Annotated in this window: 24 protein-coding genes and 2 pseudogenes; 8 read left to right on the top strand and 18 right to left on the bottom strand. The window is 33.5% G+C overall.

The window, feature by feature from the left end:
• Positions 1–635 precede the first annotated feature (635 nt).
• From ACTXGU_RS11970 to hemE, 4 genes are all read right to left on the bottom strand, one after another.
• Positions 636–2,843 (bottom strand): YhgE/Pip family protein, encoded by a 2,208-nt coding sequence (locus ACTXGU_RS11970; RefSeq protein WP_443481752.1) that lies wholly within the window; start codon positions 2,841–2,843, stop codon positions 636–638.
• 70 nt (positions 2,844–2,913) lie between these two features.
• Positions 2,914–3,486: a TetR/AcrR family transcriptional regulator gene (locus tag ACTXGU_RS11965; protein WP_443481751.1), complete on the bottom strand. Its 573-nt coding sequence runs from the start codon at positions 3,484–3,486 to the stop codon at positions 2,914–2,916.
• A gap of 293 nt (positions 3,487–3,779) precedes the next feature.
• Positions 3,780–4,721, bottom strand: coding sequence for a ferrochelatase (hemH, locus tag ACTXGU_RS11960; protein WP_443481750.1), 942 nt, complete (start codon positions 4,719–4,721; stop codon positions 3,780–3,782).
• 30 nt (positions 4,722–4,751) lie between these two features.
• The gene (gene hemE / locus ACTXGU_RS11955; protein WP_443481749.1) at positions 4,752–5,801 is read right to left on the bottom strand and encodes a uroporphyrinogen decarboxylase; all 1,050 of its coding nucleotides are present in this window, start codon (positions 5,799–5,801) and stop codon (positions 4,752–4,754) included.
• 373 nt (positions 5,802–6,174) lie between these two features.
• Here hemE and ACTXGU_RS11950 point away from each other — a divergent pair, with 373 nt between their 5' ends.
• Positions 6,175–6,693, top strand: a complete 519-nt coding sequence (locus tag ACTXGU_RS11950) for an antibiotic biosynthesis monooxygenase family protein (protein ID WP_443481748.1) — start codon at positions 6,175–6,177, stop codon at positions 6,691–6,693.
• A gap of 305 nt (positions 6,694–6,998) precedes the next feature.
• Here the strand turns inward: ACTXGU_RS11950 and ACTXGU_RS11945 are convergent, their stop codons facing one another.
• From ACTXGU_RS11945 to liaF, 3 genes are read right to left on the bottom strand one after another with little or no spacing between them, the layout of a single operon-like run.
• Positions 6,999–7,646: a response regulator gene (locus ACTXGU_RS11945; RefSeq protein ID WP_443481747.1), complete on the bottom strand. Its 648-nt coding sequence runs from the start codon at positions 7,644–7,646 to the stop codon at positions 6,999–7,001.
• A 5-nt stretch (positions 7,647–7,651) separates the two neighbouring features.
• Complete coding sequence (locus ACTXGU_RS11940) at positions 7,652–8,686, bottom strand: sensor histidine kinase (protein ID WP_443481746.1); 1,035 nt, start codon at positions 8,684–8,686, stop codon at positions 7,652–7,654.
• 9 nt (positions 8,687–8,695) lie between these two features.
• The gene (gene liaF, locus ACTXGU_RS11935) at positions 8,696–9,415 is read right to left on the bottom strand and encodes a cell wall-active antibiotics response protein LiaF (RefSeq protein ID WP_443481745.1); all 720 of its coding nucleotides are present in this window, start codon (positions 9,413–9,415) and stop codon (positions 8,696–8,698) included.
• Between the two features lie 282 nt (positions 9,416–9,697).
• On the opposite strand from liaF, the pseudogene ACTXGU_RS11930 reads away from it, so the two are divergent.
• Positions 9,698–10,150: pseudogene (locus ACTXGU_RS11930) on the top strand (hypothetical protein); the annotation flags it as partial.
• Between the two features lie 412 nt (positions 10,151–10,562).
• Here ACTXGU_RS11930 and ACTXGU_RS11925 read toward each other — a convergent pair.
• The 6 genes from ACTXGU_RS11925 to ACTXGU_RS11900 all read right to left on the bottom strand — a co-directional run bounded on the left by ACTXGU_RS11925 (position 10,563) and on the right by ACTXGU_RS11900 (position 14,382).
• On the bottom strand, positions 10,563–10,823 hold the full coding sequence (locus ACTXGU_RS11925; RefSeq protein WP_443481744.1) for a hypothetical protein: 261 nt from the start codon (positions 10,821–10,823) through the stop codon (positions 10,563–10,565).
• 23 nt (positions 10,824–10,846) lie between these two features.
• Positions 10,847–11,584 (bottom strand): hypothetical protein, encoded by a 738-nt coding sequence (locus tag ACTXGU_RS11920; protein ID WP_443481743.1) that lies wholly within the window; start codon positions 11,582–11,584, stop codon positions 10,847–10,849.
• 65 nt (positions 11,585–11,649) lie between these two features.
• Positions 11,650–12,381, bottom strand: a complete 732-nt coding sequence (locus ACTXGU_RS11915; protein ID WP_443481742.1) for a UvrD-helicase domain-containing protein — start codon at positions 12,379–12,381, stop codon at positions 11,650–11,652.
• Positions 12,344–12,799, bottom strand: a complete 456-nt coding sequence (locus ACTXGU_RS11910; protein ID WP_443481741.1) for a UvrD-helicase domain-containing protein — start codon at positions 12,797–12,799, stop codon at positions 12,344–12,346. Before ACTXGU_RS11910 ends, ACTXGU_RS11915 begins: the two co-directional genes overlap by 38 nt.
• A 132-nt stretch (positions 12,800–12,931) precedes the next feature.
• Positions 12,932–14,035: an ATP-dependent nuclease gene (locus ACTXGU_RS11905; protein WP_443481740.1), complete on the bottom strand. Its 1,104-nt coding sequence runs from the start codon at positions 14,033–14,035 to the stop codon at positions 12,932–12,934.
• A gap of 29 nt (positions 14,036–14,064) precedes the next feature.
• The gene (locus tag ACTXGU_RS11900) at positions 14,065–14,382 is read right to left on the bottom strand and encodes an AAA family ATPase (RefSeq protein ID WP_443481739.1); all 318 of its coding nucleotides are present in this window, start codon (positions 14,380–14,382) and stop codon (positions 14,065–14,067) included.
• A 372-nt stretch (positions 14,383–14,754) separates the two neighbouring features.
• Between ACTXGU_RS11900 and ACTXGU_RS11895 the strand changes: the two genes are divergently transcribed.
• From ACTXGU_RS11895 to ACTXGU_RS11870, 6 genes are all read left to right on the top strand, one after another.
• Positions 14,755–15,201 carry a DUF2712 domain-containing protein gene (locus ACTXGU_RS11895; protein ID WP_443481738.1) on the top strand — a complete coding sequence of 149 codons (447 nt, stop codon included), beginning with the start codon at positions 14,755–14,757 and terminating at the stop codon, positions 15,199–15,201.
• Positions 15,202–15,327: 126 nt separating this feature from the next.
• Positions 15,328–16,092, top strand: a complete 765-nt coding sequence (locus ACTXGU_RS11890; RefSeq protein ID WP_443481737.1) for a DUF2705 family protein — start codon at positions 15,328–15,330, stop codon at positions 16,090–16,092.
• The gene (locus ACTXGU_RS11885) at positions 16,082–16,792 is read left to right on the top strand and encodes a WxPxxD family membrane protein (protein WP_443481736.1); all 711 of its coding nucleotides are present in this window, start codon (positions 16,082–16,084) and stop codon (positions 16,790–16,792) included. The genes ACTXGU_RS11890 and ACTXGU_RS11885 overlap by 11 nt, the downstream gene beginning before the upstream one ends.
• Positions 16,782–17,513 carry a DUF2705 family protein gene (locus ACTXGU_RS11880; RefSeq protein WP_443481735.1) on the top strand — a complete coding sequence of 244 codons (732 nt, stop codon included), beginning with the start codon at positions 16,782–16,784 and terminating at the stop codon, positions 17,511–17,513. Before ACTXGU_RS11885 ends, ACTXGU_RS11880 begins: the two co-directional genes overlap by 11 nt.
• A gap of 10 nt (positions 17,514–17,523) precedes the next feature.
• Positions 17,524–18,159, top strand: coding sequence for an ATP-binding cassette domain-containing protein (locus tag ACTXGU_RS11875; RefSeq protein WP_443481734.1), 636 nt, complete (start codon positions 17,524–17,526; stop codon positions 18,157–18,159).
• A 469-nt stretch (positions 18,160–18,628) separates the two neighbouring features.
• Positions 18,629–19,834: a M20 family metallopeptidase gene (locus ACTXGU_RS11870; RefSeq protein ID WP_443481733.1), complete on the top strand. Its 1,206-nt coding sequence runs from the start codon at positions 18,629–18,631 to the stop codon at positions 19,832–19,834.
• A gap of 22 nt (positions 19,835–19,856) precedes the next feature.
• Here ACTXGU_RS11870 and ACTXGU_RS11865 read toward each other — a convergent pair whose 3' ends face one another.
• The 5 genes and pseudogenes from ACTXGU_RS11865 to ACTXGU_RS11845 all read right to left on the bottom strand — a co-directional run bounded on the left by ACTXGU_RS11865 (position 19,857) and on the right by ACTXGU_RS11845 (position 24,183).
• A complete protein-coding gene (locus tag ACTXGU_RS11865) occupies positions 19,857–20,588 on the bottom strand; it encodes an EcsC family protein (protein WP_443481732.1) in 732 nt (243 codons plus the stop codon).
• A gap of 172 nt (positions 20,589–20,760) precedes the next feature.
• Positions 20,761–21,867 (bottom strand): RNA-guided endonuclease InsQ/TnpB family protein, encoded by a 1,107-nt coding sequence (locus ACTXGU_RS11860; protein WP_443481731.1) that lies wholly within the window; start codon positions 21,865–21,867, stop codon positions 20,761–20,763.
• 17 nt (positions 21,868–21,884) lie between these two features.
• A pseudogene (locus tag ACTXGU_RS11855) lies at positions 21,885–21,992 on the bottom strand (IS607 family transposase); the annotation flags it as partial.
• 240 nt (positions 21,993–22,232) lie between these two features.
• Complete coding sequence (locus ACTXGU_RS11850) at positions 22,233–23,450, bottom strand: ABC transporter permease (protein ID WP_443481730.1); 1,218 nt, start codon at positions 23,448–23,450, stop codon at positions 22,233–22,235.
• Positions 23,443–24,183, bottom strand: a complete 741-nt coding sequence (locus tag ACTXGU_RS11845) for an ABC transporter ATP-binding protein (RefSeq protein WP_443481729.1) — start codon at positions 24,181–24,183, stop codon at positions 23,443–23,445. Before ACTXGU_RS11845 ends, ACTXGU_RS11850 begins: the two co-directional genes overlap by 8 nt.
• Between the last annotated feature and the right edge of the window lie 1,121 nt (positions 24,184–25,304).

Here is a 25,304-nt window from a genome sequence, read left to right as displayed (position 1 = left end):
TCCGGGCTCCGCCCCAATGTCATCAAGCTAAATTTCAAAAAACAGGAAAATAAGCATCTAATTAGGAAGTAAGGGTTTCCGTTCTGTTCTCCAAGGCTTTCCACGGGGCGAGCGCCGAGCCTCCTCGTCGCTTTGCTCCTGTGGGGTCTCGTCTGTCTCGCTAATCCCGTAGGAGTCGAGCGGACGCCTCTCCAAACAAATTGGGTATTTCTTTTACATAAAGGGTATCTAATTCCATGATATTTCATAGTTTGAAGTTTATGGAATCTTAAGTTGATGACATCGGGCTCCGATCTTCTCCGCTCTGATTAACTCCTATTCAAATACACTTATCGGAATATTCTTACTTTTTTTACTATAACGGATTTTATAATGCTGCTTCACTTTATTACGATTATTTCATAAAATCGACAATATTTATAAGAAAAGCGGAAGCGCCTTGAACAGCTCTGAAGAAAAATGTTCACATGACTCAAAAAGTGCTTTTTACTTTTAGAGGCATGGGGTTATTTTTCACAAGGGCTAGGCGCTGAAGCTAGACACCCGTCAGATTTCAGTAAATTTATGCTTTCTTATTTCGTCAAAAAGAGCCAGACCTGTATAAAAAAGTCTGACCCTTTAACAAATAGTTTATTCTAGTCCACAGCAAGCTCCCCATATTTACGTCTAAAAGATACGACAAAGTAAGAAATAGTGCCAATAATAAATACAATTGGATAAATGGCAAGAATAGAAGCATTATGCCACATAAACGTGAAATCTCCGCTTGAAATAACCGCTTTTAAGCCTGCAACTGAATAAGACATTGGCAATATGGCATGCACATGCTGCAAGGTATTAGGAATTAATTCAAGTGGGAATGTACCAGCACTTGTTGTTAATTGAAAAATTAATAAAAGTATAACAAGAAACCGGCCTGGATTTCCGAGTAATGTCACACAAAATTGAATAATCGAGAAAAACACCATACTAACAATAATTGTAAATAAAATAAACAGCGGAACACTTTGCACTTCTATTCCCAATACTTCTAGTAAAACAAAGGAGGCAACAAGCGCCTGTAAAGTTCCAACTACTATCAATATTACGGTTTTACTTAAAAACCAGTTTATTCCGTTTTTTGGTATTCCTTCTGGTTCGTTAAAGGAGAATACAATCGATAGCATTAAAGCACCGACAAATAATCCTAAAGAGATAAAATATGGAGCTAATCCAGTACCATAGTTTGGCACATCCGTTAACTTTTCATCACTGACTTTTACTGGTTCTGCCATCATATTATACGTTTTATCATCAGAATGAATAGAACTTGCATCATTCGCTCCATCGGTAAGTTTGCCAGAAAGTTCTTTACTGCCATCCAACAAAGAACTCGTGCCTTGTGATAATTCTTTTGAACCATTTTTTAATTGGTTAGTTCCATTTGATAAAGCATTAGATCCCGTTTCCAAGGTATTCATGCCTGTTAATAGAGACTGCATCCCACCCACAAGATCTTTTGAACCTACCGTTGCTTTTGAAAATTCTGATGTGTACTTGTTCATGCCAGCAACAAATTGTTTCTGTCCTGCCACTTGCTGCTGTGAGCCGTCTTTCAGCTGAGCGCTGCCATCTGCCAATTGGTTAACACCAGTCTGCAGTTTTTCATGTCCTTGATTCAGCTCTGTTAGTCCGGAAGATAGGCTTTCCCCACCAGCAGCCAACTGATTGGCACCTTGAGCAAGCTCCTCTGTATTATTTGAAATAGATGCACTTCCATCAACAAGCCCTTGAATAGCTGCCATTAATTCATTTTGTTTATCTTCTGGCAATCCTTGCAATAAAGGCAGCATCGATTGAATCGTTTCCTGCAGCTGTTTTGTACCAGCATTTAACTGTTTTGCTCCTTCTGCTAACTCCGCTGATTTACTGCTCCAATTTTTCAAGTTTTCTGAAAGAGAATCCGAGCCTTGTTTTAATGAATTTGTTCCACCTATTAGCGACGGAATACTGCCTTTTAATGTATTTATCCCCTCATTTGTTTGAGAAATGCCATTTAAAATAGCTTGATCTCCATCTTGTAATTTTGTGGAAGCATTAGCAAGGTTCTGTTGACCATTTTGCAGCTGGCCTAAGCCTCCTGCTAAGTTTTCAGCACCATTTAAGAGTTTTTTTGCACCTGAATTTGCAGAAGAAACCCCTTGGTTAAACTCAATAGATTTTTCAGCAAGTGTGGCAAGATTATCATAAACCTCTTTAGAACCAGCATTTACTTTTGATGTTCCTTGTTCTAATTCTTTGGCACCTGTACTTGCATTTTTAAGTCCATCTGCCATTTCACCAATATGATCAAAAACGGACTTAGCGTATGTCTTTGTTATTTCTTTACTTACACTCTCCTTTATTCTTTCCATCGCTGAATTTCCAATTTGTGAGGAAATAAAATTATATCCTGGATTAGAAACATAAACTAAATCTAATTTTTTCGGATCATCATCTAAAAGTGTTGTCGCGTTTTTAGAAAAATCTTTTGGAATTTCAATAAGCATGTAGTACTTTTGATTTTTTAAATTTTGATAGCCTTCTTTTTTATTCACAAATGTAAAGGCAAATTCATCATTCTCTTTTAAATTTTCCACTAAATCCTTCCCAAGCTCCAGCTTCTCGTTATTCATTTCTGCGCCGCTGTCTTCATTTACTACAGCAACTGGAAGCTTTTCTAAATTACCGTATGGATCCCAAAATGCCCATAAATAAACGCCTGAATAAAGAATTGGAATAAAAATAATAGCCATAATAGAGATAAGCTTCATTCTATTTTTAAGAATCGAAGATAGTTCTGCTTTTAATAAACTTTGTTTCATTTCCTTCCACTCCGTTTCTATTGACCGAATTGGTCGAATAGTCATTTTTATTTATTAAAAGAGGATTATCTTAAACGGACAATCCTTTCAATAACGTATTTTCAAATAGCACTGCAATTTCTTCTGCATCAAGAGGGGAATGATTCCTCTCCCAATCAAAAATAAGCGCCACATATAATTTAAAGATCATAAAAGCGATTACCTCAGTATCACACTGTTTTAATTCTCCTTTATCAATCGCTTCCTGAACACGCATTTTAATATACTGAATAACAGCATTTCCCAGTCGCTCTAATACTTCTTTTACTTCCAATGTCCCCATCTCATTTTGCTCCTGAAAAAGCTTGATAGTCAGCTGATGTTGTCTGCGAAACTCCAGCATTTTTATTACGGCAGTATGCATATTTTCTATAAAACGATGCTCTGGATGAAAAGATTCATCTGCCGCTTCTTTCATTTCTTGTATCAATCCTGTAATAATTTCGGAAAAAAGCTCTTCCTTATTTTTAAAAAAAGTATAAATGGTACCCTTACCAACATTTGCGATTTTAGCAACTTGATCCATCGTTGTCGCTTTATAGCCAAACATCGTAAAAGATTTAGCTGCTGCATCAATAATTTGCTTCCTGCGATCCACCGCCAAAAAAATCACCTCCGAAAATAGAAAAGTGGAAAATACCTATTGTCTCATTCCTATTATGCTTAATAAATGTATTTTTAAAAAATGACCAAAATACCATTTCAGTCATTTAGTACAAATAAAAATATACTATATCCTTTTCTCTCTTGCAAGAAGAAAAGGCGGCATTCAATAAATTTAGAAAATGTTAGATACAAACATCATAAATCCAACAATAAAATGCCCAAAAGATTTCTATATAAAATCCCTTGGGCATTGTTCATTGCTTTATTGTTCGCACTTCTAAAGTAAAGCTGTTAATTAGCATGTACTGTTAATTTATTGAAAACAACGGTAGAAAGCACCTTAATAAATTCCGGCTGGGCATTTGGCATTGCTGGTCTGTAATATTTAGCACCAACCTCTTTTGCTGCCGCCAAGCATTCATAGTCATTATCATAAAGAACCTCTAAATGGTCGGATACAAATCCAGCAGGTACATATACAAAAGCTTTATATCCGTGTTTTTTATGCAAATCTTTTGTTAAATCCTGAACATCAGGTCCAAGCCATGGATCTGGTGTATTCCCTGCACTTTGCCAGCCAATATAATAAGCAGATACACCAGCTTCTTTTGCAATAAGATCTGCCGTTTCTTTTAACTGATTTGGATAAGGATCCCCAGATTGAAGAATTTTCTCTGGCAAACTATGTGCCGACACAATTAAAGCAGCGTTTTCTCTTTCCTCCATTGGCATGTTGCGATAAACTTCTTTTACTTTTTCCGCCCAGTAATGAATAAATTTCGGCTCCTTATACCAGCTTTCAATACTATGAATCGTAAGTCCACCTAATTTATCTGCCATTTCTTTCGCACGGCCGTTGTAAGATTTAATGCTGAATGTCGAGAAATGAGGAGCAAGCACAATGCTGACTGCTTCTGTAATACCGTCTTCATGCATACTTGTAACAGCGTCCTCCACAAAAGGCTCTATATGTTTTAACCCTAAATACATTTTAAATTCGATTTCATCTTGCATCTCATTTAAATAGGATTCTAAGCTTTTGGCTTGTTCCAACGTAATTTTAGCTAAAGGAGAAATACCACCGATTGCTTCATAACGGCTTTTCAAATCATTTAGCATCTCATCGGTAGGTCTTCTGCCGTGGCGAATATGTGTATAATATCTTTCTATATCTTCCTCCTTATACGGAGTACCATATGCCATCACTAAAAGCCCAACTTGTTTTTTGCTCATATTATCACTCTTTCAGTAGTCAGTTTATACTTATTTCTTCTTTATAGCTTCTGCTGAATATTCATGTACAAATGCAGTTAATCTTTTTAAAACTGCAGGATTCACATCAGGGAATACACCATGTCCTAAATTAAAAATAAATCCTTTTTGTTGTATCCCTTGATCTATAATATCCTTGGCTCTTTCTTCAATTACTTCCCAAGGTGCCAAAAGAACAGCAGGATCTAAATTCCCTTGTACCGCTTTTGTTATTCCTTTTTCCTTTGCTTCTTTAATGGATAAACGCCAATCTAACCCAACAACGTCTAAAGGCAAGTCATTCCATTCCAGCGCTAAGTGACTTGCACCTACTCCATGCATGATTAAAGGAACTTGCTCTTCTTTTAATGCTGAAAAAATCTTTGCCATAATTGGTTTAATAAAAATGCGGTAATCTTCGACATTTAATGCACCAACCCATGAATCAAAAATTTGAATAGCATTCGCTCCGGCTTTAATTTGTGCTTTTGCATAAGTGACTACCATATCGCCCAGTTTTTCCATAAGAGCAAACCATGCTTCTGGTTCAGCATACATAAATGCTTTTGTTTTATGATAGTTTTTCGACGGACCTCCCTCAATCATATAACTCGCAAGTGTAAATGGAGCTCCCGAAAAACCTATCAAAGGTACCGTAAGCTGTTCTGTTGTTAATAGTTTTATTGTATCCAATACGTAAGCAATATCCTTCTCTGGCTGCAGCACCCCTAATTTCTCTACATCTTGAAAAGATTTTATCGGGTTCGCAATAACAGGTCCGATTCCTGATTGTATTTCGACATCGACGCCAATTGCAGGCAGTGGTGTCATAATATCTTTATACAAGACGGCTGCGTCCACATCATATTGATCAACAGGAAGCTTTGTAACGTAGGCGCAAAGCTCTGGCTGATGGGTAATTTCAAAAAGGGAGTATTTTTCCTTAATTGCTCGATATTCTGGCTGAGACCGTCCAGCTTGACGCATATACCAAACAGGAACAAATTCAGTTTCTTCTCCCTTGGCTGCTTTTAAAAATGTATGTTGAAATTTTTTGCTCATATTTAATATGTCCACCTTTCCGATGCATATAGTGATATTGTATTATATAAAATCTGAAATAAAAAACAAGAACATTGTAATCATTACTAAATTATAATATTTATAAATAAAATTGCAAATAAAAAAGAATGTCTTATGGATGAGACACCCTGTAAAAACGTTTACTATTATACAAAATTGTATAGTTAAAAGATATATCAACTATATATCCTTTCTACTATCGTTGTATAGATAACCTTCAATTTTGTCACAAAATAGACGCATTTATCTGTTGAAACTTTATGAAAAAAGGATAAATATACATTTATAGCAAGATAAGACACTTTTTTCACAAAAACTACTTATACTACTAATAATAAAGGAGGTATATTTTATGCAAATTTTTATTGCAAATGGAACGTACGATTTTTTAGAAAAAAAATATGAAAAATACTTCTCTGCAGAAAACATGCTGCTTATGCAAAGCACAAATCAAGATCAAGCAACATTAGTACATGAATCTGATGGCAAAAGCTTTTTCAAGACGCCAAGAAAATTCGATATTTTATATTCATTTGGACAATTAGAAAATAAGGGATATGTAGTAATCAATCATTTTTCTTTAGAAGATATATCAAAACCGATTTTTGAACATAAAACAGTCCAAAAGTTAGAAATAAGCAGCAAACCGTATGCAGCCGTCCGTTTTCTGCGTTCAGTAAAAGGAGATGCTTATCTAGTATTATCATTATGGAGAGACCCGGATTCCTTCAAACAATGGGAAAGTTTCGCTTCTCCCCAAACATTCCCAATTGCAGGTCCGATTCCAGATGAGTGGAAAATTCAACAAAACAATATGTTCTATAGCAAATCATATGTAACCTACCATATCATCCCAGAAGAGAAAAAATAATAACAAAATTAAGGCTAATCAAAAGTCGCCTTCGATTAGCCTTAAAGTTTTGAACTATTTTTCTTTAAGGCTGTTTTCTCAAAGTTAGTTGTTTTTTACATAATACATTTGGAAAAGTGTTTCTTAGCAGCCTGCATACACGTAGACTCCTGTGGGAATGCGAGAAAGACGAGACCCCGCAGGAGCGTATGCGACGAGGAGGCTCGACGCTCGCCCACGGAAAGAGAAGTGTATTCAGGCTGCGAGTTTAAAAACAACAATCTATACGAAAACAACCTTTTTTAAAAAGAATGTTCCGAAGCAGATTAATTCTCTTTCTTGAAAGATTTTACCACTCCGTTCCTATTGGCATACACCGCTGCCTGTGTACGATCTGATACGTCCAACTTCGCAAGAATATTGCTTACATGCGTTTTCACTGTTTTAACCCCGATATATAATTCTTCACTAATTGTTTGATTGGTCATGCCTTCCCCGATGCACATAAGCACTTCTAGTTCTCTTTCAGTTAGATCATCATGAGGTTTTTTTTCTGAAGGACGAAGCTTTTTTAACATTACATTGGCTACTTTCGGCTCAATCACCGTTTCACCGGCAAACGCTTTATGAATAGCATCTACTACTTCCCGAGCGGTTGCTGTTTTCAGCAAATAACTAAATGCACCCGCTTCAATTGCTGGTATTACTTGTGTTTCATCATAAAAGCTTGTAATAATAATGACCTTACATTGGGGGAAATTTTTTAAAATCGCCTTCGTTGCCTCGATGCCATTTCCTTTTTCCATTAATAAGTCCATTAATACTACATCAGGCTTTTCCTCTGCTACAACCTCTATTGCATGATAGCCACCATTTGCCTCTCCTACCGCTTTTATAGTAGGTTCGGTTGCTAAATACGAAACAATTCCCTTTCTTACCATTTCATGATCATCTACGACAACCACTTTAATCATTCTTATCACCCCTTTATCGGTATACGGATGTCTATATACGTTCCCTCTCCGACTTTTGATCGAATTTCTATCATCCCACCAATTTCTTCACAGCGTTCCCGCATTGTTTTTAATCCATAGGAAGCTTTTCTTTCAACCGTTGGGTCAAACCCCATTCCATCATCATTTATATGTAAATAAGCATATGCATCTTTCTCCTCTAATGTCATCTTCACTTTTTTTGCATGTGAATGACGGAGAACATTGGATAATGCTTCTTGAACAATCCGAAACAAGTGCTCCTGTACTGCAGATGATAAAGACTCAATTTCATCAATACTTGCAGTAAAATGTAAATGTGTTTTTTCTTTTAGTTCTTGGATCAATTTGATTATTCCGTCGCATAAACTGTCATTGCTTAATTCAATTGGGCGCAAATGCAGCAATAATGCACGCATTTCTCCTTGTGCTTTTCCTGCAATCTCTACAATTTCCTTTAATTGTATTTTTGCCTGCTCTGGATTGGTGTCAAAAATTCTATAGGCAGCCGATGACATCATATTTAATGCAAAAAGCTGTTGACTGACAACATCATGCAAATCTCTTGCCAAACGCTGTCTTTCTTCCATGACAGCTGCTGTATGCGCTGTTTTTGCGAGTGTTGTTTTTTCATTCGCAAGCCTTTGCAATGATTGGACTAATTCTTGTAAATAAGTAGCAAGCTGGTTCAATTCTTCACTTATATGTCCAATCATTTCTTTATTGGACACATCCATTCTTTCTGCAAATTTGCCTCTTCTTAATGTAGATACAAACAATAATACATCTCCTAACTGGTTGCTTAAAACTCCACTTTCCTTCAAAGCAAAATACAAACCAACTAGCAACGTAACAAGCAGACTGTTGATAAAAAGCCAAAATGACGTTTTTGTCGTAAAAACTGGATTATTATAAAAATACAAATAGACTTGCGTCCCAATAAATAGAAGCAATGAACTAATGATGCTTGTCATAAAAAAACTTTGAAAATACCAATAGCGAATTCCTTTTGTTTTCTTCACAACACACCTCTATACTCTTTCAATTCGAATATCACCAATTTTTAAATAGATTTGCAGATTGATTTTTTTCACTGCTTGATCATAATCAGGAGATTTATAGGCTAATCTGTTCTTTATCCCATCTTTAGAGGAATGGAAAATTCGCAGATCCCCTATTTTCACTTCACCTTCAATATTTACAGGCAAGTCATCTGGAATTAATATTTTTATATCGCCGATCCAACCATTTATTTCAATCGTTGTTTCTTTTTCCGGAATATAGGCTTTGCTGAAATCAATAAAATAATCACCGATGCTATTATATAATTCCATCGGTTCCACTGCCCAATTATCATGATTCAGCTTAACATCTCCAATGGAAAAATCCTTTGATAATCTGACTTCTTTTTTTGTATATCCAAATAGAAATCTTATTGCACTAAATATAATAATAAGAGGCCATAGTTTCCAAAACTCAACAAATTGAAAGCTAATCACATGCAATCGATCAAGCACTAAAAAGCTCGAAAAGATAATAATGAATAAAGAAAAGAAATAATTACTTGTTCTATTTATTATATTGCCGGCAAAAGAAATCAATCCGTACACTAATAACAGAAATGGATAAGATACGACAAAAAGCTGTTTTATTTCCAAGGAAATGACACCAATATTTACGAGCAATATAGCTACTCCAACTGCTAATAAGCAGATGGCAAACATAATTTGATATAATGATTTGCTACGCAAATTCTTTCTCCTTTCCTCTTCCTCACCTTTTTTATTCAACATAAAAATTCAACTATTTTCTTATTTTAGTTTACTATTTTTTCAGCTCTGTTTGTTCATTCCATAGATGATTTTTTATCCATCTTGAGAAGGAGTTATCCGCTATTCATACTATCTTCATTTTTTAAAGAGAAATTGTTTTTCCCTATCACCAAATACAACTCCATTCATACGCTGTATTAATCCGAATCGTGGCAAATGCCTATACGTTTTCTTAAGCGGATTAGAAGGGAGTAATATAATATGGGTATAGAATTAACAGCACTTCACTGGATATATGTTTTATTTATACTTTTTATTATCGGATTTATGGTGATGAAGCGTGATACTACTTTCATTTGTATAGTTGGAATATTTTTATTGGCAATTACAGCTACTGGATCATTAAGCAGTTCGATAAGCAGTATTTTCACCAGCTTTATCTTTGCTATTACCGAATTGCTGCCTACTATATTAGTTATTTCCATTATTGTTGCAATGAGCAAAATATTAACACAAACAGGAATTAATGATGTCATGATATCCCCTTTTGCGAAATTAATCCGGTCACCAGGATTAGCTTATTGGATTATCGGCATCCTGATGATGCTTATTTCCTTCTTTTTCTGGCCATCACCAGCTGTTGCCTTAATCGGAGCTGTTCTGCTGCCCGTTGCCGTAAGAGTTGGATTGCCAGCAATTGGAGTAGGGAAAGCCAGCAAAAGAATCTTTAGAATTATTTTTTACATATTTCTTATTATAAAAATTCTAAAAAACATCAGTTCTATACGCACCTTAGCCCCAAAAAATTGTACTGGGGATATAACCACGGACTTTTAAATCATACCGCCCATGAGGTTGAAAAGTGAAACATCTTTAACAACATTTAATAAAATGGCGTTAAATCAACGTTTTAAGACTTTTATAATGTAACATCTTGAACGAAAAATTACGCCCATTTCTTAGATGGCGTTAGCAAAATGTTAGCATTTCGTTAACTGATAACTATTTATGATAAGGTTCACCGTAATTATTTAAGAGGAAAAAAGCATGGAGAAAATGATTTTCTCCATGCTTTTTTCTAGATACTAAGTTTTATCAAACAGATTGAATCTTAGTATACAATCCATTACTTGCTTTTCATTTCTGTATGGATGGAATTAAGTTTTTGGTTAGTTTCTTTTTTTATCTTTTCCCTTTTCTCTAATTCACTATTTTCTTTAAGAATTAATACTATTGATTCTTTTAAAGAATCATAATTTGCTAAACACTCTTTTTCTGTAAGTTGGTGTAAACCTTTACTAAGTATTCCATAAATAAATGTCTTATTTTCATTTAAATAATCTGGAATTAACCCTAGTTCATGCAATTGTTGTACCTTCTCTTGCATTTTTTTCTTTTCAAATTCTTCTTTTATAAGTAACCCTTCGGATTAGCTGTTTCAGCTTTATTAAAAATTAACCTTTCAAAGATTCTTCTTAAATAAAGGTAACCCGCCACTCCGTAATTGTGAGTTTTTAATATTGTAGCAGTTCTAAAATCTTTCTTGGATTTGATGTCTTTACCAAAAATGTCATCTAAACCGTTAAATTTTTCAAAGTCCATTATAGAAGGATATTGCCCTGTTTTGATTAAGTAACCATCTTCTGTTATTTGAAAAATAACATACATTTTATGTTGATGTTTAGATGTACAATGGAAAGTTATTTGAGCAGTATTAGTTTCACCAAATACTTTTTCAAAAAAAACTTTCGCACGACTCTTTAATTTTTCATTTACGTACTGCTCATGTGCCTCATTTTCGTCCGCAGACCTAATATTTGTTCCTACTGTTAATATATCATCATCTGGATCAATGTCGTAAAGCTTCTCATGTTTAGAGCTTACAATATAGGTATCTCTTTTACACATAGGACAATAATGATAAATATTATGTTCCTTTAAGAAGATGGTCTTTAAAAATTTAAAATCCTTTCCTTCAACAAATTCCGTGTGATTAAGGATTGTGGGGCCGAATTCTTCATTATAGTCTAAAACTTCAAGTTCTTCCCTTGTTTCAACTGCTAAATCATACTTAATATTTGTATACATAGGAAAATTAAAAAGTAATGAGGCTCCCTTGCCAACAAAATCAGTAATTTTCACTTCCAAGTCAAAACCTTCTTTCTAAAAAAGTTTATGTAATCACATCATAGACTTAATGTATGCATAGGCTATTATGAAATAATGAAAATAGTAATATCATATTTTAACACTTCCTCTTGACTGATTATTTCCCATTTATTCAAAAAGTCAAAGTAAGAAGGTTTTTCTGTTAAAATCGCAACATTATTTTTGCTTCTTGTAATGGCTACATAAAACTGAGCTATTACTGAATTCGACATTTTGTGTCTACCATTTATAATGTGATATTCCATTTCTTTTGTGGGAAGTATTAAAACATTATCAAAGCTTAACCCCTTTGATTTGCCAAAAGTTATTGATTCAAAGTTACATTCTTCATCGAGGAAGGATCTGAACTTTCTAAGCGCTCTTATATCATAGTAGGAGTACTGTTGGCTTATAATGTTTAAAAACAAGGATATATTATCCATACTGACCAGAAATGTTCCCGCATCTTCCTTCTCAACTTTCTTTGCTGATTGCATATTAAGGTCACTATACAAGATGTTTGCTAAATCACAAACTATCTGTGGACAACGGTGGCATACTTCTAAGGTTTCTAGATTATCGTGCTTTAACACTTCCGTAAAGAAATTAAAGATATTAACCCCTCTATATTTGCTAAGAAAAGGTCCAAAGTTTGTTGAATATGTTGCTTGTCTGTGGTCTCCTACAACTACAAGATTTAGGCTAGACCGGTAAATAGCCTCGATTATTTTTAAATCGTATCCTCCCATGTCTTGAATCTCATCTATAAGAATCGTGGAATTTTTCGAGTCTATCAATGATTGCTCCAACAGAAGCTTCTAATATTACATAGCAAAATTGAGCCAGCCTTTCATAATATAGTCTTCCTTGGAAGTCGTAATAATACCTCCAATTAGTAGCTGTTACACCTTTTAACCGTGGTATCTCCCCTAACGAACAAAAATTAATCCCTTCTATTTCCGGTCCTCCCATAACCTTTCGATATGGCCTAGCACCCTCATTAAGCAAAAACTCTGTCCATGTCTTACATTTTATGTTCGAGGGTATAACTCCTACTGAGTCCATAAGATCATACTTCATAGAGTTTAAATTTGCATTCGTATATGTAAGGTACAGTACTTTTCCTTCGTTATAGTTTCTTACTGCTTCTCCTATTAATAACGTAGTCTTTCCTGTTCCAGCAGCAGCCTTAATGATTCTCTTATTGGATGGCATAACTTATGTACTCCGGAAAATTTAAATGTATTTCGTTGTTCAAAAATACTTTTAATGCCCAATCAGTTTTGTTTTTAAGCATAAATTCTAGCAACTCTTCTTCAGACTTATCATGTTTTCCTAGTATTGTTTTTAATTGCCACTATCACACTTTAAGACCTGTGGTTCTAATGTATTCAGCTCATTATTTATGCTAAAACACACTTTAATGGCACCTTCCATGTAGTCCTTATATTTATTAATTATATTCTTTTCAAAATCATGATCGTTATCTGTAACTACTACAGTATTTATATTTAGCAACTTTGCTATGTCTAGAAATCTTTTAAAAGAAAGCCCGTTAACTGATATGACATCTATCCCATCATCTAACGGAAGTTTATTATATTTTTGATAATAGGCTTTTTGAATAATTAAATCGTCTGCTGGTCCCTCTACCAATATTACCCTTTTAGATAAAATAAATCTTAAAGGGTCATAGTTCGGTAGTTTTTGGAAATAATCCCTTGTGTCCTTTGGCAACTGATTTAACTTCCCACTTCTATTATCACCAAAAAGGATAACAGTTTCCATTGCCATTTTATTTAATACATACGAACTATGGGTAGTAATAAGTAATTGTTGATCAGAATATTCGGATGTGATTTTATCTAATAAAATTCTCATGTTTGAAAATGAAAGATGACTCTTCGGTTCCTCTATTAATATTAAACTTCTTTCAGGCTTTCTGTTTCCAATAGAAAGTGTTATCTTTATAACATTTTGTTCACCTTTACCAATATAATCGAAAGGGATATCGTCTAAGAAAGCAGCAATTGCTGATTCCCAAGTAGCCTTTTGAGTCACATCTAGAGATATTGATAAGTTCCTTGTGTCGTCTAACATGAGATTTTTCTTCTCATTCATTATAGAGGATATATTTGGATTCCCACCGAATTTTTCTTTATAGCTTCGGTAGAGTACCGCTAAATTAGCTTTTTGTTTTTCATCTAGGACATCTGAGATTATCTTCATAATATACTTTTGAGAACTAGCAGCTAGGCTTGTAGTCGTAGAGTCAATTAAATGGGATTTTATTGGAATCGATCTTGTAGTTATCGTCGCTCCCGCGAAACTTTTCCATTCTACTGTATAGTACTCAGTAGGGATATGTATAAAATTTTCATTTTCAATATATTGCTGATATTCTTCCCGATAATGCTCATTAAATTTAATAGAAAATACGAATCCCGGCACATTAATATTTTCGCTATTCTCTATACCTATTAATTTTCATTAAGGTCAGAATCTTCCGACTCGGAGAAGTATAATTCTATTTTTGTTTCTGGAAGAGTTTTCTTATTATCAACTTTTACTTCTTCTATGAAATGGTTTACTATTTTCCTGTTAAATATATAGGGTGATAATTCATAAAAGATTGGTTTACCATTGATTGTTCTTGTTAAGGCCAAGTGGATAGCTTCCAATAGCGTTGATTTTCCAACCCCATTATTTCCTATCATTACAGAAAAGTTATTATTAAACTCTAAGGTAAAGTCTTCAAATTTTTTGTAATTATAAATTTTTAACTTCTTTAATAACATTTACTTTTACCCCCATTTATCGAGTTATTAAGCGGCAATTATCAGTTTAACTTCATGTGTTTCTAACTTTTTTTGCCAATATCCATTGAAAGAAATATTCTTCGCTTTGAACTTCAGGCAATGTATACCGTAGTGCCTTGTTACCTAAAGGTAGGTACTTCTCAAGGGAGTAAAGTCCCTGTCTTTTTAGAATTGAAAAACCAGCACCTTCAATTATTTTTACCAAATCAGTCTGGGGATAAAACTTGCAAGTTTCTTGAAATTCCGACAACTTTTTGAACATCTAGAATAACAACGTGGAAACTATTGTAAGTAATTTAGAAGAATAATACAATTAAACATGAGAGCAAATAAAATTTTTAGGAGGTTAATATGAAAAAGTCAACAAAACGTAAGTTGGGGCAATTAGGATTAGCATTAGGTATCGGAGTGGGTGTTTTGGGTTCACCTCTAGTTTCTCATGCAACAGATAATTTTGATAATGATTATTTATTCCATATTCTTTCATACCAGTTGAATACAAGAGAATATGAAGAAAGTGCATATAGGCAAACTACTAGTATTGATAATCCATGGAAAGTACAAATGACTTGGTCTGAGGAATCAGATTCGTCAAATACAATTACTCGTTTTTGGTTAGAAAAAGAAAACGAGACTAATGTATCTGCGCCGGTAGACAAATTGGAGGGAGATCCTGCCTCATATGTAAAACCATACTCTACAGCAAATCAGACAACTGTTTACTTAACAGCAGAAAATAATAATTACAATCTGGATCAGTATCTAGTAGAAGGAATTTGGGATGAGGAAACATGGTAAATAGAAAGTGAGTGAGAAAAAGGTTGGCTCTCGCTCTGTTCTTACTTCTTTTATTCCATAAGTTGTGAATGATTCATTATTTCATTCTTACTTATAATTTTATTGTGCTTGATTAGGAGGATATATGTGAAAAGTTCTTTTTTACGAATTTATAAAAACAGAAAAAGTATGATTTTCTTTTGGATCATTATTTTTGTACCGTTAATTGAAGTGTGTTTTTTGTATATAAATAAGATAAAATGGGGAACAGATTATCATCCGGCCATTGCTTTTTTTCTTTCTGGATCGGGAGGGCATATAACTCAAATTTTACTTTTTTGGTTTCTGCCAATATATTTTTTAATAATATGCTCAGATGATTATATTCAAGATGTAAAGTATGGATATAATGCGATTATAATTTCAAAAGTGGGGAAAAAAATTTACATAAGGAATAAGTTTATTATGTCTTTTTTAGTTCCATTTATTACAATGCTTACAGCTTTAGTTTTAAATTTAATTCTTTCTTATATTCTTTTTGCTGGGGGAACGTTTTCGTTTGGATTATTTGAAATGAGTTTTGGTGATGATTTATTACATGAATTTAGCTTAAATAATCCTTTTTTAACTGCTCTTTCTTTTTTATTAAATGTAAGTATTTTTTCTGGATTAGCTGGAGCATTGGGAGCAAGTGTCAGTATGATTTTTAAAAACAGTAAATACTCTTACCCTGCTGCATTTTTTATATGGTTTACCTTAATTATTCTTAATAATTCACTCATGAATTTATTTCAGCCTTTTACAGAATACGGGTTTGATGATATTATTCCTGCTGAAATACAGTATTTACTTTTATTAGTCTTGTTACCAATTTTCACATTTTTATATAGGGTAAAAACGGATGAAATATAAATTAAAAAAATACGTTATTTCAGTTTTGATTGTACTGCTGTTTTTCTCTATTATATGGTATATGCAAAACGATACATTTATTTCCAGTTCAAATGACAATATACTGTTAATTATGAATGGAAGTTTACAAGGCTATAGTTCACTAAGGGTATTAACCATCTTATCCTTAGTATTTTTACTATTTATGAATATTCTTGCAATAAAAGAGGAAACTTCCTATCTTACTCGAAAATCAGATAGAGTAAAATTATTTCACGGCCATATAGCCAATATCTTCTTTTCCTCCTTACTTTTTGTTGGATCATTTTTAATAGTAAATGTAGTATTTACTTTTATTTTTATTGGAAATGATATAATGTTAGATCATAATTTTTACATAATCACCTTCTTAAATGGTGTTGCCATGGTATTTTTATATTGGTGGATAGGAATATTAGATAAAATCCTTGAGGACTGGTTTCATTCAAAAAATATTGCTATTGTCATAACATTTATTTTAGTTGCTTTAAGTTATTTTATTGAAACTCCGTTTTGGGTCCCTATCGAGGATATACGTATATATGAAATGTTATTAAGTGACGTGTGGGACTTCACTATTTTAAGTTTTATCTATATTCGCCAGCTAGGATTAGCTATTATTTTATATATTGTAGGTAAAATAATATTTAATGAAAAGGACTTCATATTTTATGAAAGGTAGAAGCCTATTTTTTATCATTTTAATTGCTTTTACATTGCAATGTTGGATGTATGGGCCAATTATAGCTAAATGGTATCCTGAGATTCCTGATGGTTTAAACTTTTTCATGGGGATACCTCTATTAGCTGATTACAGGTTGTTAATGTTTTGGTATCTCTCATTTGTAAGTATCAGTTTTTATTTTTCAGGAAATGTAAAAGAAGTACTTAATGGGTACGGACAATATTTAATGGTACGGAATTACAATAGGGTAAAGTGGATAATATTGCGTTATTTTTGGGTTGCTATTAAATTGATGGCATTAATCTTCATACAAAGTGTTGTTTCATACTATATTACCTTTTTTTTCTATAGTAATTCAGAGTTTATAGTTAATATATTAATATTAAAAGCTATTCTGATGTATTATATTACTTTCCTTTTTCTATTAATCTTACAGTTATATTTAGAATTATATTTTAGTCCCCAGATAGCATTTTTAAGCATTAACACATACGTTGTAGGAGCCATTATTGGAGCTGATCTAATGTTTAAATACAATATAAAGGGATTTTTTATATATTTATTAATTCCAAACTATGCAATGGGGTCTCGTCTGAATATTTTTTCTAACAGTTTAGTTATTATTCACTATATCCCTGCACTAATAACAATAATCACTTTAATAGGAATAGTTTTGATATTTTCAGTAAAAAGAATAAAATCAATTGATTTTTTATAGGGGGCAAATGATGACAAATATAAGTGTTCAGAATTTATTTAAAGTAATTAAAAGGCGACAAGTACTGACTAATATTAATTATAACTTTAGAGACGGACAGATTTATGGTATATATGGTAGGAATGGATCTGGTAAAACAATGTTGCTAAGAGCGCTTTCAGGATTGATTCATCCAACAAACGGTTCAATTTACATTGGTGATAAAAAATTACATGAGGATATTTCCTTTCCTTCTAGCATAGGAGTAATTATTGAAAATACTGATTTATTACCTCAGTTTGATGCTTATACCAATTTAAAAATACTAAGTAAAATTAAAAAAGTGGCTACAGATGAGGATATAAAAGCCGCAATAAATAGAGTAGGGCTTGATAGTAACAGTAAGTTAAAAGTAAAAAAATTTTCGTTAGGGATGAAACAAAGATTAAGTATTGCACAAGCTATCTTTGAAAAACCAAGTATTATTTTATTAGATGAACCCACTAATGCACTTGATGAAAACGGAATAGAACTTGTACGTAAAATGTTATTAGAAGAAAGAGAAAGGGGAGCACTTATAATTATTGCTAGTCACAACAAAGAAGATTTAGAAATTCTCGCTGACCATAGAATTCAGATGGTAGAAGGAACAATCATTACTGACTAAATTTATTAACTTTTCTCTTTTTAGTTTTAATGGGAGTCTACGTGTATTCAGTCTGCTGAGTACTTCTACTCTCATTTTTTTGTATGAAAAAGGCTATTTTGTAAGCAAGGCAAATTATCTATTTTATCCAATAATAATTTGCACTATACAAAAATGGAACAATTATTCCTTTTTCATGTTAGATGGTGGAGACGAGGGACGAGTCTCCATGGGAGTTTTACGTGAAAAACAACAAACTTTGAGAAAACAGCCTATTAAAAAAAACAGATAAAATCCTTCCTATCATGAAATCCATACATCAAAATAATACTTTTTGGTGTATATTTCCTATTACTTTGCATAATAAGCATCGTTTATTATAATTGTCAATTTAGACTTCTCCCCACTAAACAAAATTATTCCCTATCATTTAATTTATCGTGATATAATATAAAAATAAATATTCTGAACTTTCTACGGGGTGAATTGGATGATCGAAACTCTTTTTCAAGATTTAGAAAGCGGTTATGAGGAGATGGTATCCATTAGAAGATACCTCCATCAATATCCAGAGCTTTCTTACGCGGAACATAAAACAGCGCAATACATCATTTCTTATTATGAAAAATTAGGGATAGAAGTAAAAGGGAATATAGGAGGAAACGGAGTAATCGCAAAAGTATATGGCGGCAAACCAGGAAAAACTGTTGCGCTCCGAGCCGATTTTGATGCATTACCAATCCAAGATGAAAAAGATGTCCCTTATCAATCAAAAGTCGCTGGTGTTATGCATGCATGCGGACATGATGGACATACTGCGACTTTATTAATGTTAGCTAAAGTATTAGAAAAAAATAAAGAGTCTTTATCTGGAACGTTTGTATTTATTCATCAACATGCAGAAGAGATGTCGCCCGGCGGTGCTAAACCAATGATTGAAGCAGGCTGCTTAGAAGGAGTCGATGTTATATTCGGCACACATTTATGGGCAACGATTCCAACTGGTACAGTTGCTTACCGCAGCGGTCCAATGATGGCGGCGGCAGACGGTTTTAAAATAACGATCCAAGGCCAAGGCGGACATGGTGCCCAGCCTCATAAAACAAAAGATTCGATTGTTACGGCCTCGCAATTAGTTGTAAATCTTCAACAAATAGTCAGCAGAAAAGTTAATCCAATTGATTCTGCGGTATTAACGATTGGCACCTTTCAATCTGGTACAGCCAATAATGTCATTGCAGATACTGCTGTTTTAACTGGTACCGTTCGTACATATAAGGAAGAAGCTCAAAACCTTATTGTAGAGGAAATGGAACGAGTAATTAAAGGTACATGCTACACAGCAAACAGTACGTATACTTTTCAATATGAAAAAGGCTATCCTGCTGTCGTGAATCATCCTAGCGAAACACAGTATCTTGCTGAATGTGCTGCAGCCATTTCTGGTGTCGATGCATTGGAATGCGATCCTGATTTAACTGGTGAAGATTTTTCTTATTATCTGAACCATATAAAAGGGACCTTCTTCTTTACAGGTGCCAAACCAGATACAGATGGTCCAACGTATCCACATCATCATCCAAAATTTGATATAAATGAAAAATCGATGTTAATTGCTGCCAAAACACTATGTTCTGCAGCCGTACAATATCACAGTGCATTTTCTGAGGATGCAGCGTTATCTGCCATCAAATAATTGGTACTTCCATCTATTGAGGTTATTCCCCCTCAACAGATGGAAGTTTTTTTAAATCTCTTATCCGATACACATTTTTTGCTACTTCCCCTAATTGATCAATTAAATTATAATTGGCATACGCTCCAACAGCCGCCCCAATTCCTGGAACAAGCTGAAGCATTTTAACAAAATCGATATAATCTCGATACTCTTGCTGCAATTCTTTCCAATCAAGCTGCAGCACTTCTGACTTCCGCTCCTCCCAATTTTCAACAATATCAAAAATCACTTTTCTTTTCTCTTCACTTGAAAAAGCTAGCTGAAAAATATAAAGCAAAAATACTCGTTCTTCATATTGATCTGTATCATATCCATATAAAGAAGCTGCCTCCATTAGGAACTTCATCTTAATAGACAATAACAAAGGAAAATCCGCTAATCCTAAAAGGATGCCTCCTGCACCAGTGCCGGCACCTTCTACACTTGCAGTTTTTTTGTAAATATCGATTTTTTTATCCATTAATTCATCTTTTTCTATTAAAGTAAGATTCAGATGCTGATTTTTTTTCGTTAATTTATTTGATCCCGCTAAAGTGGTGTTTATCATTTGCTTTATGGCTTCTGTAATCACTTCATGTATTTTAGCAGGAATAATCGCATTCATTTTATTTTGGGCTTTTTTTGACATTCGATTGAACATAGATGATCGTTTTAACACCTTTCGTTTCCATTCAGAAACTTCTATGTAAACTTTTTTTTCATATGCATTCATGCTTATTCCGTTGCCAATACCTTATAAAAATCTATAAAATATGTTTATTTCCCTGTTCTTCGTGTCCGATTTTGCCAAAGCTACTCTCGTTTGATATGACACTCCTAGGGCGTAAATTCGGATACAACGAATCCTACATATTAGCAATAACGTTTAGGTGTTAATTTGCTAATTAATAATGTGATAAGTTGATAGACGCGTTCAAATCCCTATCTACCATAAGACCACAATCACATTGATATATTCGGTCAGATAGCTTTAGGTCTTCTTTAATAGCCCCACAACATGAACACATTTTAGAAGATGGATACCATTTATCAGCTTCAACAAATTCAATGCCATGTTTCTCACATTTATACTGGATTTGTCGTTTGAATTCATATAGCTTTTGTTTTGCGATGGCTTTTGACAAATGTTTGTTCTTCATCATTCCTTTGATGCTTAAGGTTTCTATTACAATTCGATATGGTTTGGTTCTCACGATATCGTTTGTAGTTTGATGAAGATGATTGGCTCTAATATTTGTCAATCTTCTATATAGTCGTTGAATCTGTTTCTCGATTTTTATAATATTGCTTGTTTTGACGAAACGGACTCCCTCCTTGTTCATTTGATATTTTCGAGAAACTTGACGCTGCAACCGACGAAGGCGTTTCTCTGCCTTTTTTACTACTTTTGTCTTGTTAATGTTTTTAAACTTTCTACCATCTGAACATATCGCTAGTTCTTTCACACCAACATCAATTCCTAGCGAAACATCTGATAATTCCGTTGATTGCATTTCTTCTTCAATCCCAACAGACAGGTACCAGTACTTACCATCAAAGCTTATTCTTGGATTAGAGTACTTTACGCCCATCAGCAAATGTTCAGACGTTTTAATCCAACCAACTTTTTCAATTAACACCTTATTCTTTTTGATTTTTAGCTTGATAGGGTCATTGTAAAAAGACGGTTTTGATTTCTTTCTGCTTTTGAAACGTGGTTTGTTTGCTTGTTTCTTAAAGAATTTCTTATACGCATCACAAGCATCTTTGATAGCTTGCTTTGTGATATTATTCGATACCTTATACAACCAAGCATATTCTTTCGTTTGTTTCAAAGCAGTCAATTCTTTACGAAGATCATTATTAGAAATAAATTTGCCACCGTTTTTGTAGTTTCCTTCTTGCTTTCCCAATGTCCAGTTATATGCCCAGCGAGCTGTTCCTGCTGATTTCCAAAGCTGATGTTCCTGTTCTTTCGTTGGTTTTATCCTTATTTTCTTTGCAAGGATCACTTTCCATCAACTTCTTCATCTGTCACATGTTGTAGTTTAAAAGTATTTTGTTTATTCCAATTTCTTAATGTTTGTGTTGTTTTTCCTATCCATTCAGCAAATGCACTTATTGAATAATATCTCATTAATATCACCTCTTAGTTTTATTATAAAAATAAAGATAATAATAAAATAAGAAGTTTTTATGAACCTTTATAAACTACTTTTACTTTAAATTGTCCTTTCCCTCACTTATTATTGTATACATACGCAAAACAAACCATTATGTTCCCGAATTTTTTACTGTGAAAGTATCTGAATGAATAGAATACGTTTTTTTTATTTAAAGCGAGTGTTGTCGACAGCCTAAAAACGCCTTTCCTATACTAGGAAAGACGCTTCTTATTCAAATAAAAATTAACAAATAAATACGTAAAAACAAAGCTTGCGGATATAGAATATACAGCAATTAATACCTCACCTTTAAAAAATAGAGCTAGCGATAACAACATTCCCTGCAGCAATAAAACAGTAGAAATAAGGTTTTTAAACGATTTAATCTTTAACGTAGTTGGCAGCGGATATAAATCTATCCAAATTTTGTCTTGATACGCATTCCATAACGGAATAAGCTGCAAACCAGTTAAAAACAAAAATAATATCACAAGCAGCACCTGTCCTAGCCCAAATGATAAGAAAAATAACGTCAATGCCCCTATTACAGTTAATCTTATTGTTAATCCTAAATAGTCGCCAGATCGAAAATATGTTCTCCAAAATAAATGTGTAAACGTTTTATTTCCATCAAACTTAATCAGGCGGACAAATAAATCCAATAACTTCCTTCTTTTTATACGATTCTTTAACTTAGGAACATCTGTAAACATATTGGCAAATAGGTAAAAGGATGCTAATCGTTTTTCATCTTGGGCAATTAAATACTCCCACTTTACCCCTTTCATTTTTGTTGCATATTGAAAATAAATCCATAAAAATACAAGCAGTAAGAACGGGATAATAATAAAAATGGGATTCGAATTTATAAATAAAAAATATAATAAAACTGCATTCACACAAAATCGAATGATACTGTCTATGTAATGATAAGTTGTATTAATAAAATATTGAATGTGCCAGCGAATGACCAAATTTAATCCTTTGCTTCCAAATAAAACAACAAGAAAATACCAAAATGAATGGAATTTTTGATTGTTCATTTGTGCATACATTGGCATTAAAATGCCTAGTCCAATAATTAATAAATAAGCTTGAATGATAAAACTAACCATCATGCATTTCTTAAAATAACTCGTCATTTTTGTTTCAATAGGAATTAAAAATATTTTATCTGCCTCTTTTAAATAAGTATAAGTAGGACTTTTTGTGACAAGCAGCGCTAATAGGATGCTCATAATCATTCCAGCTGGAAAATTTTCAGGCAAATGCTGCAGCCAGGCTTGATAATAATAAGCGGCTGTCCCTAATAAAAACACGAAAACGAGGACAAGATGTCCATTAAATATATATTTTAAGTACTGTATATATTCTTTTGCTGTTTGACCAATTCGATCTTTCCATAGCTGCTTTTCATTAAACTCAAACATAATCTTCTTCCTTTGTTAATTGAATATATAGATCATCAAGGGTCGCATTCGGCATATTAAATTCTTTGCGCAGCTCATCCATTGTACCGGCACATTTTATGTTTCCTTCATGAAGAATGATAATTCGGTCACAATATCTTTCTGCCGTTGCTAAAATATGTGTAGACATTAAAATCCCTGCACCATCCTCTTTCATCTTTTTCATCAAATCTAACAAGGACTGAATGCCTAATGGATCTAATCCAACAAATGGTTCATCCACAATATAAAGGGAAGGCTGTACTAAAAAAGCGCACATAATCATTACTTTTTGCTTCATTCCTTTAGAAAAATGTGCTGGAAACCATTTTAGCCTTTTTTCCATCCGAAATTCTTTTAACAATATATTCAATCGTTCTTTATACTGTTGTTCCGTTAAGCCGTAAGCCATTGCTGTTATTTTCAAATGCTCTTCTAACGTTAATTCATCATAAAGAATAGGTGTTTCAGGTACAAAGGTAAATTTTTTCCGATAAGCTTCCTTATTTTTTTCAAAAGAAAGTCCATCTATCGTGATTTCGCCTTTTTGCGGTTCCATTAATCCAATAATATGACGGATAGTTGTACTTTTCCCTGCACCATTTAAACCAATTAATCCGACTATTTCATTTGCATTGATCGAAAAGGATATATCCTTTAATACAGGATTTCTTGTATATCCTCCCGTAACATTTTTTATTTCTAATAGCGTCATTAGACGTAACCTCCAGATAATAAGTAGTTATAGTGTAACAACAATCTTAATGAAATAAAAATAATTCCTCATCTTTTTTATTTATTTTGTATATATTCTTTTCACTTGGACATTCTATTTATTGAAGGGGAGCACCATTAAATATTATTGAAACAAAAACTTCAATAATGAGGTGTTTGCTAAAGATTATTCTAATAATCCTATTAGTGTATTATTCAAAAAGAAGGACAAAAAAAGCCCAGAAGTTCAAGAAAGTTTAGTTTAAGCCACCAAAGCGTATGCTATTCATACGTGAAGAGCTAAAAACTATGCTGACAAGAAAATCTACAGCTATTTTTCCCAGACTTTTTAAAAAAACACTATATATGTAAACTTCATTCGTTCCTGTAAGAAAAGCGAAAGCGCCCTTGCTTATCGACGGAAAAAGCTGAGTTCCACAGGATGTGGATCACACAATCGTTGCCACACGACGTGGCGCTTTTAGATTGTGTACCTTACACAGATAAAGGAAACACGAAGAGCGCAAGCGTCGATGTTGACTTATCGTAGACGAGGTGAGGGAAGCATTGAAGTCGATAGGGCGCTGGAGCTAGACAGTTATCTAACTTCAGATGTAAATTCTGGATTAGATAAATAAGGGGATGGTTACCTTGCACAGAGTGATAAGTGTAACATAAAGATCAGTAACACCATATGTTGCTTAACGCAATAATGTCATTTCCACTTTGAAATGAGGTGTTTGTCGCAGACTATCATCCAATCTTTATACGTTAAACTAACATATAAAGCAATAAGGGGATGGTTCGCTTGAACAATGATCACGATTTCTCATCGAAAACAAATCATTATTAAATGAGGTGTTTGTCAAAGAGAATAACCTTAGAACGTTTTGATAGAAGTTCCCCTTCAATTAGGCAGGATTCCATTTGGATCCTGCCTTCTTTGGTGTAAGAAAAGTGTTTTTTACATCAAAAATGGGAGAAGAGTACTTAGCAGCCTGCATACACGTAGACTCCTGTGGGAATGCGAGAAAGACGAGACCCCGCAGGAGCGAATGCGACGAGTTATCATGAACAAAACTAGCTCCTTACTCGTAAATTCGTAGATTAATTTGGTAATAC

Source organism: Niallia sp. 01092 (assembly GCF_052318935.1).
Lineage (GTDB): Bacteria > Bacillota > Bacilli > Bacillales > Cytobacillaceae > Niallia.
Note: the sequence above shows the minus strand (reverse complement) of the source record. Positions and strands in the feature narration are given on the sequence as shown.

What these genes read in the sequence shown, in the direction of transcription:
- ACTXGU_RS11925 (WP_443481744.1), bottom strand. Translation starts at nt 10,823, where the DNA reads ATGCAAGAGAAGGTACAACAATTGCATGAACTAGGGTTAATTCCAGAT.
- ACTXGU_RS11880 (WP_443481735.1), top strand. Translation starts at nt 16,782, where the DNA reads ATGAAAGGTAGAAGCCTATTTTTTATCATTTTAATTGCTTTTACATTG.
- ACTXGU_RS11970 (WP_443481752.1), bottom strand. Translation starts at nt 2,843, where the DNA reads ATGAAACAAAGTTTATTAAAAGCAGAACTATCTTCGATTCTTAAAAAT.
- ACTXGU_RS11865 (WP_443481732.1), bottom strand. Translation starts at nt 20,588, where the DNA reads ATGAATGCATATGAAAAAAAAGTTTACATAGAAGTTTCTGAATGGAAA.
- ACTXGU_RS11950 (WP_443481748.1), top strand. Translation starts at nt 6,175, where the DNA reads ATGCAAATTTTTATTGCAAATGGAACGTACGATTTTTTAGAAAAAAAA.
- ACTXGU_RS11870 (WP_443481733.1), top strand. Translation starts at nt 18,629, where the DNA reads ATGATCGAAACTCTTTTTCAAGATTTAGAAAGCGGTTATGAGGAGATG.
- ACTXGU_RS11845 (WP_443481729.1), bottom strand. Translation starts at nt 24,183, where the DNA reads ATGACGCTATTAGAAATAAAAAATGTTACGGGAGGATATACAAGAAAT.
- ACTXGU_RS11850 (WP_443481730.1), bottom strand. Translation starts at nt 23,450, where the DNA reads ATGTTTGAGTTTAATGAAAAGCAGCTATGGAAAGATCGAATTGGTCAA.
- hemH (WP_443481750.1), bottom strand. Translation starts at nt 4,721, where the DNA reads ATGAGCAAAAAACAAGTTGGGCTTTTAGTGATGGCATATGGTACTCCG.
- ACTXGU_RS11885 (WP_443481736.1), top strand. Translation starts at nt 16,082, where the DNA reads ATGAAATATAAATTAAAAAAATACGTTATTTCAGTTTTGATTGTACTG.
- ACTXGU_RS11895 (WP_443481738.1), top strand. Translation starts at nt 14,755, where the DNA reads ATGAAAAAGTCAACAAAACGTAAGTTGGGGCAATTAGGATTAGCATTA.
- hemE (WP_443481749.1), bottom strand. Translation starts at nt 5,801, where the DNA reads ATGAGCAAAAAATTTCAACATACATTTTTAAAAGCAGCCAAGGGAGAA.
- ACTXGU_RS11875 (WP_443481734.1), top strand. Translation starts at nt 17,524, where the DNA reads ATGACAAATATAAGTGTTCAGAATTTATTTAAAGTAATTAAAAGGCGA.
- ACTXGU_RS11945 (WP_443481747.1), bottom strand. Translation starts at nt 7,646, where the DNA reads ATGATTAAAGTGGTTGTCGTAGATGATCATGAAATGGTAAGAAAGGGA.
- ACTXGU_RS11910 (WP_443481741.1), bottom strand. Translation starts at nt 12,799, where the DNA reads ATGCCATCCAATAAGAGAATCATTAAGGCTGCTGCTGGAACAGGAAAG.
- ACTXGU_RS11900 (WP_443481739.1), bottom strand. Translation starts at nt 14,382, where the DNA reads ATGTTATTAAAGAAGTTAAAAATTTATAATTACAAAAAATTTGAAGAC.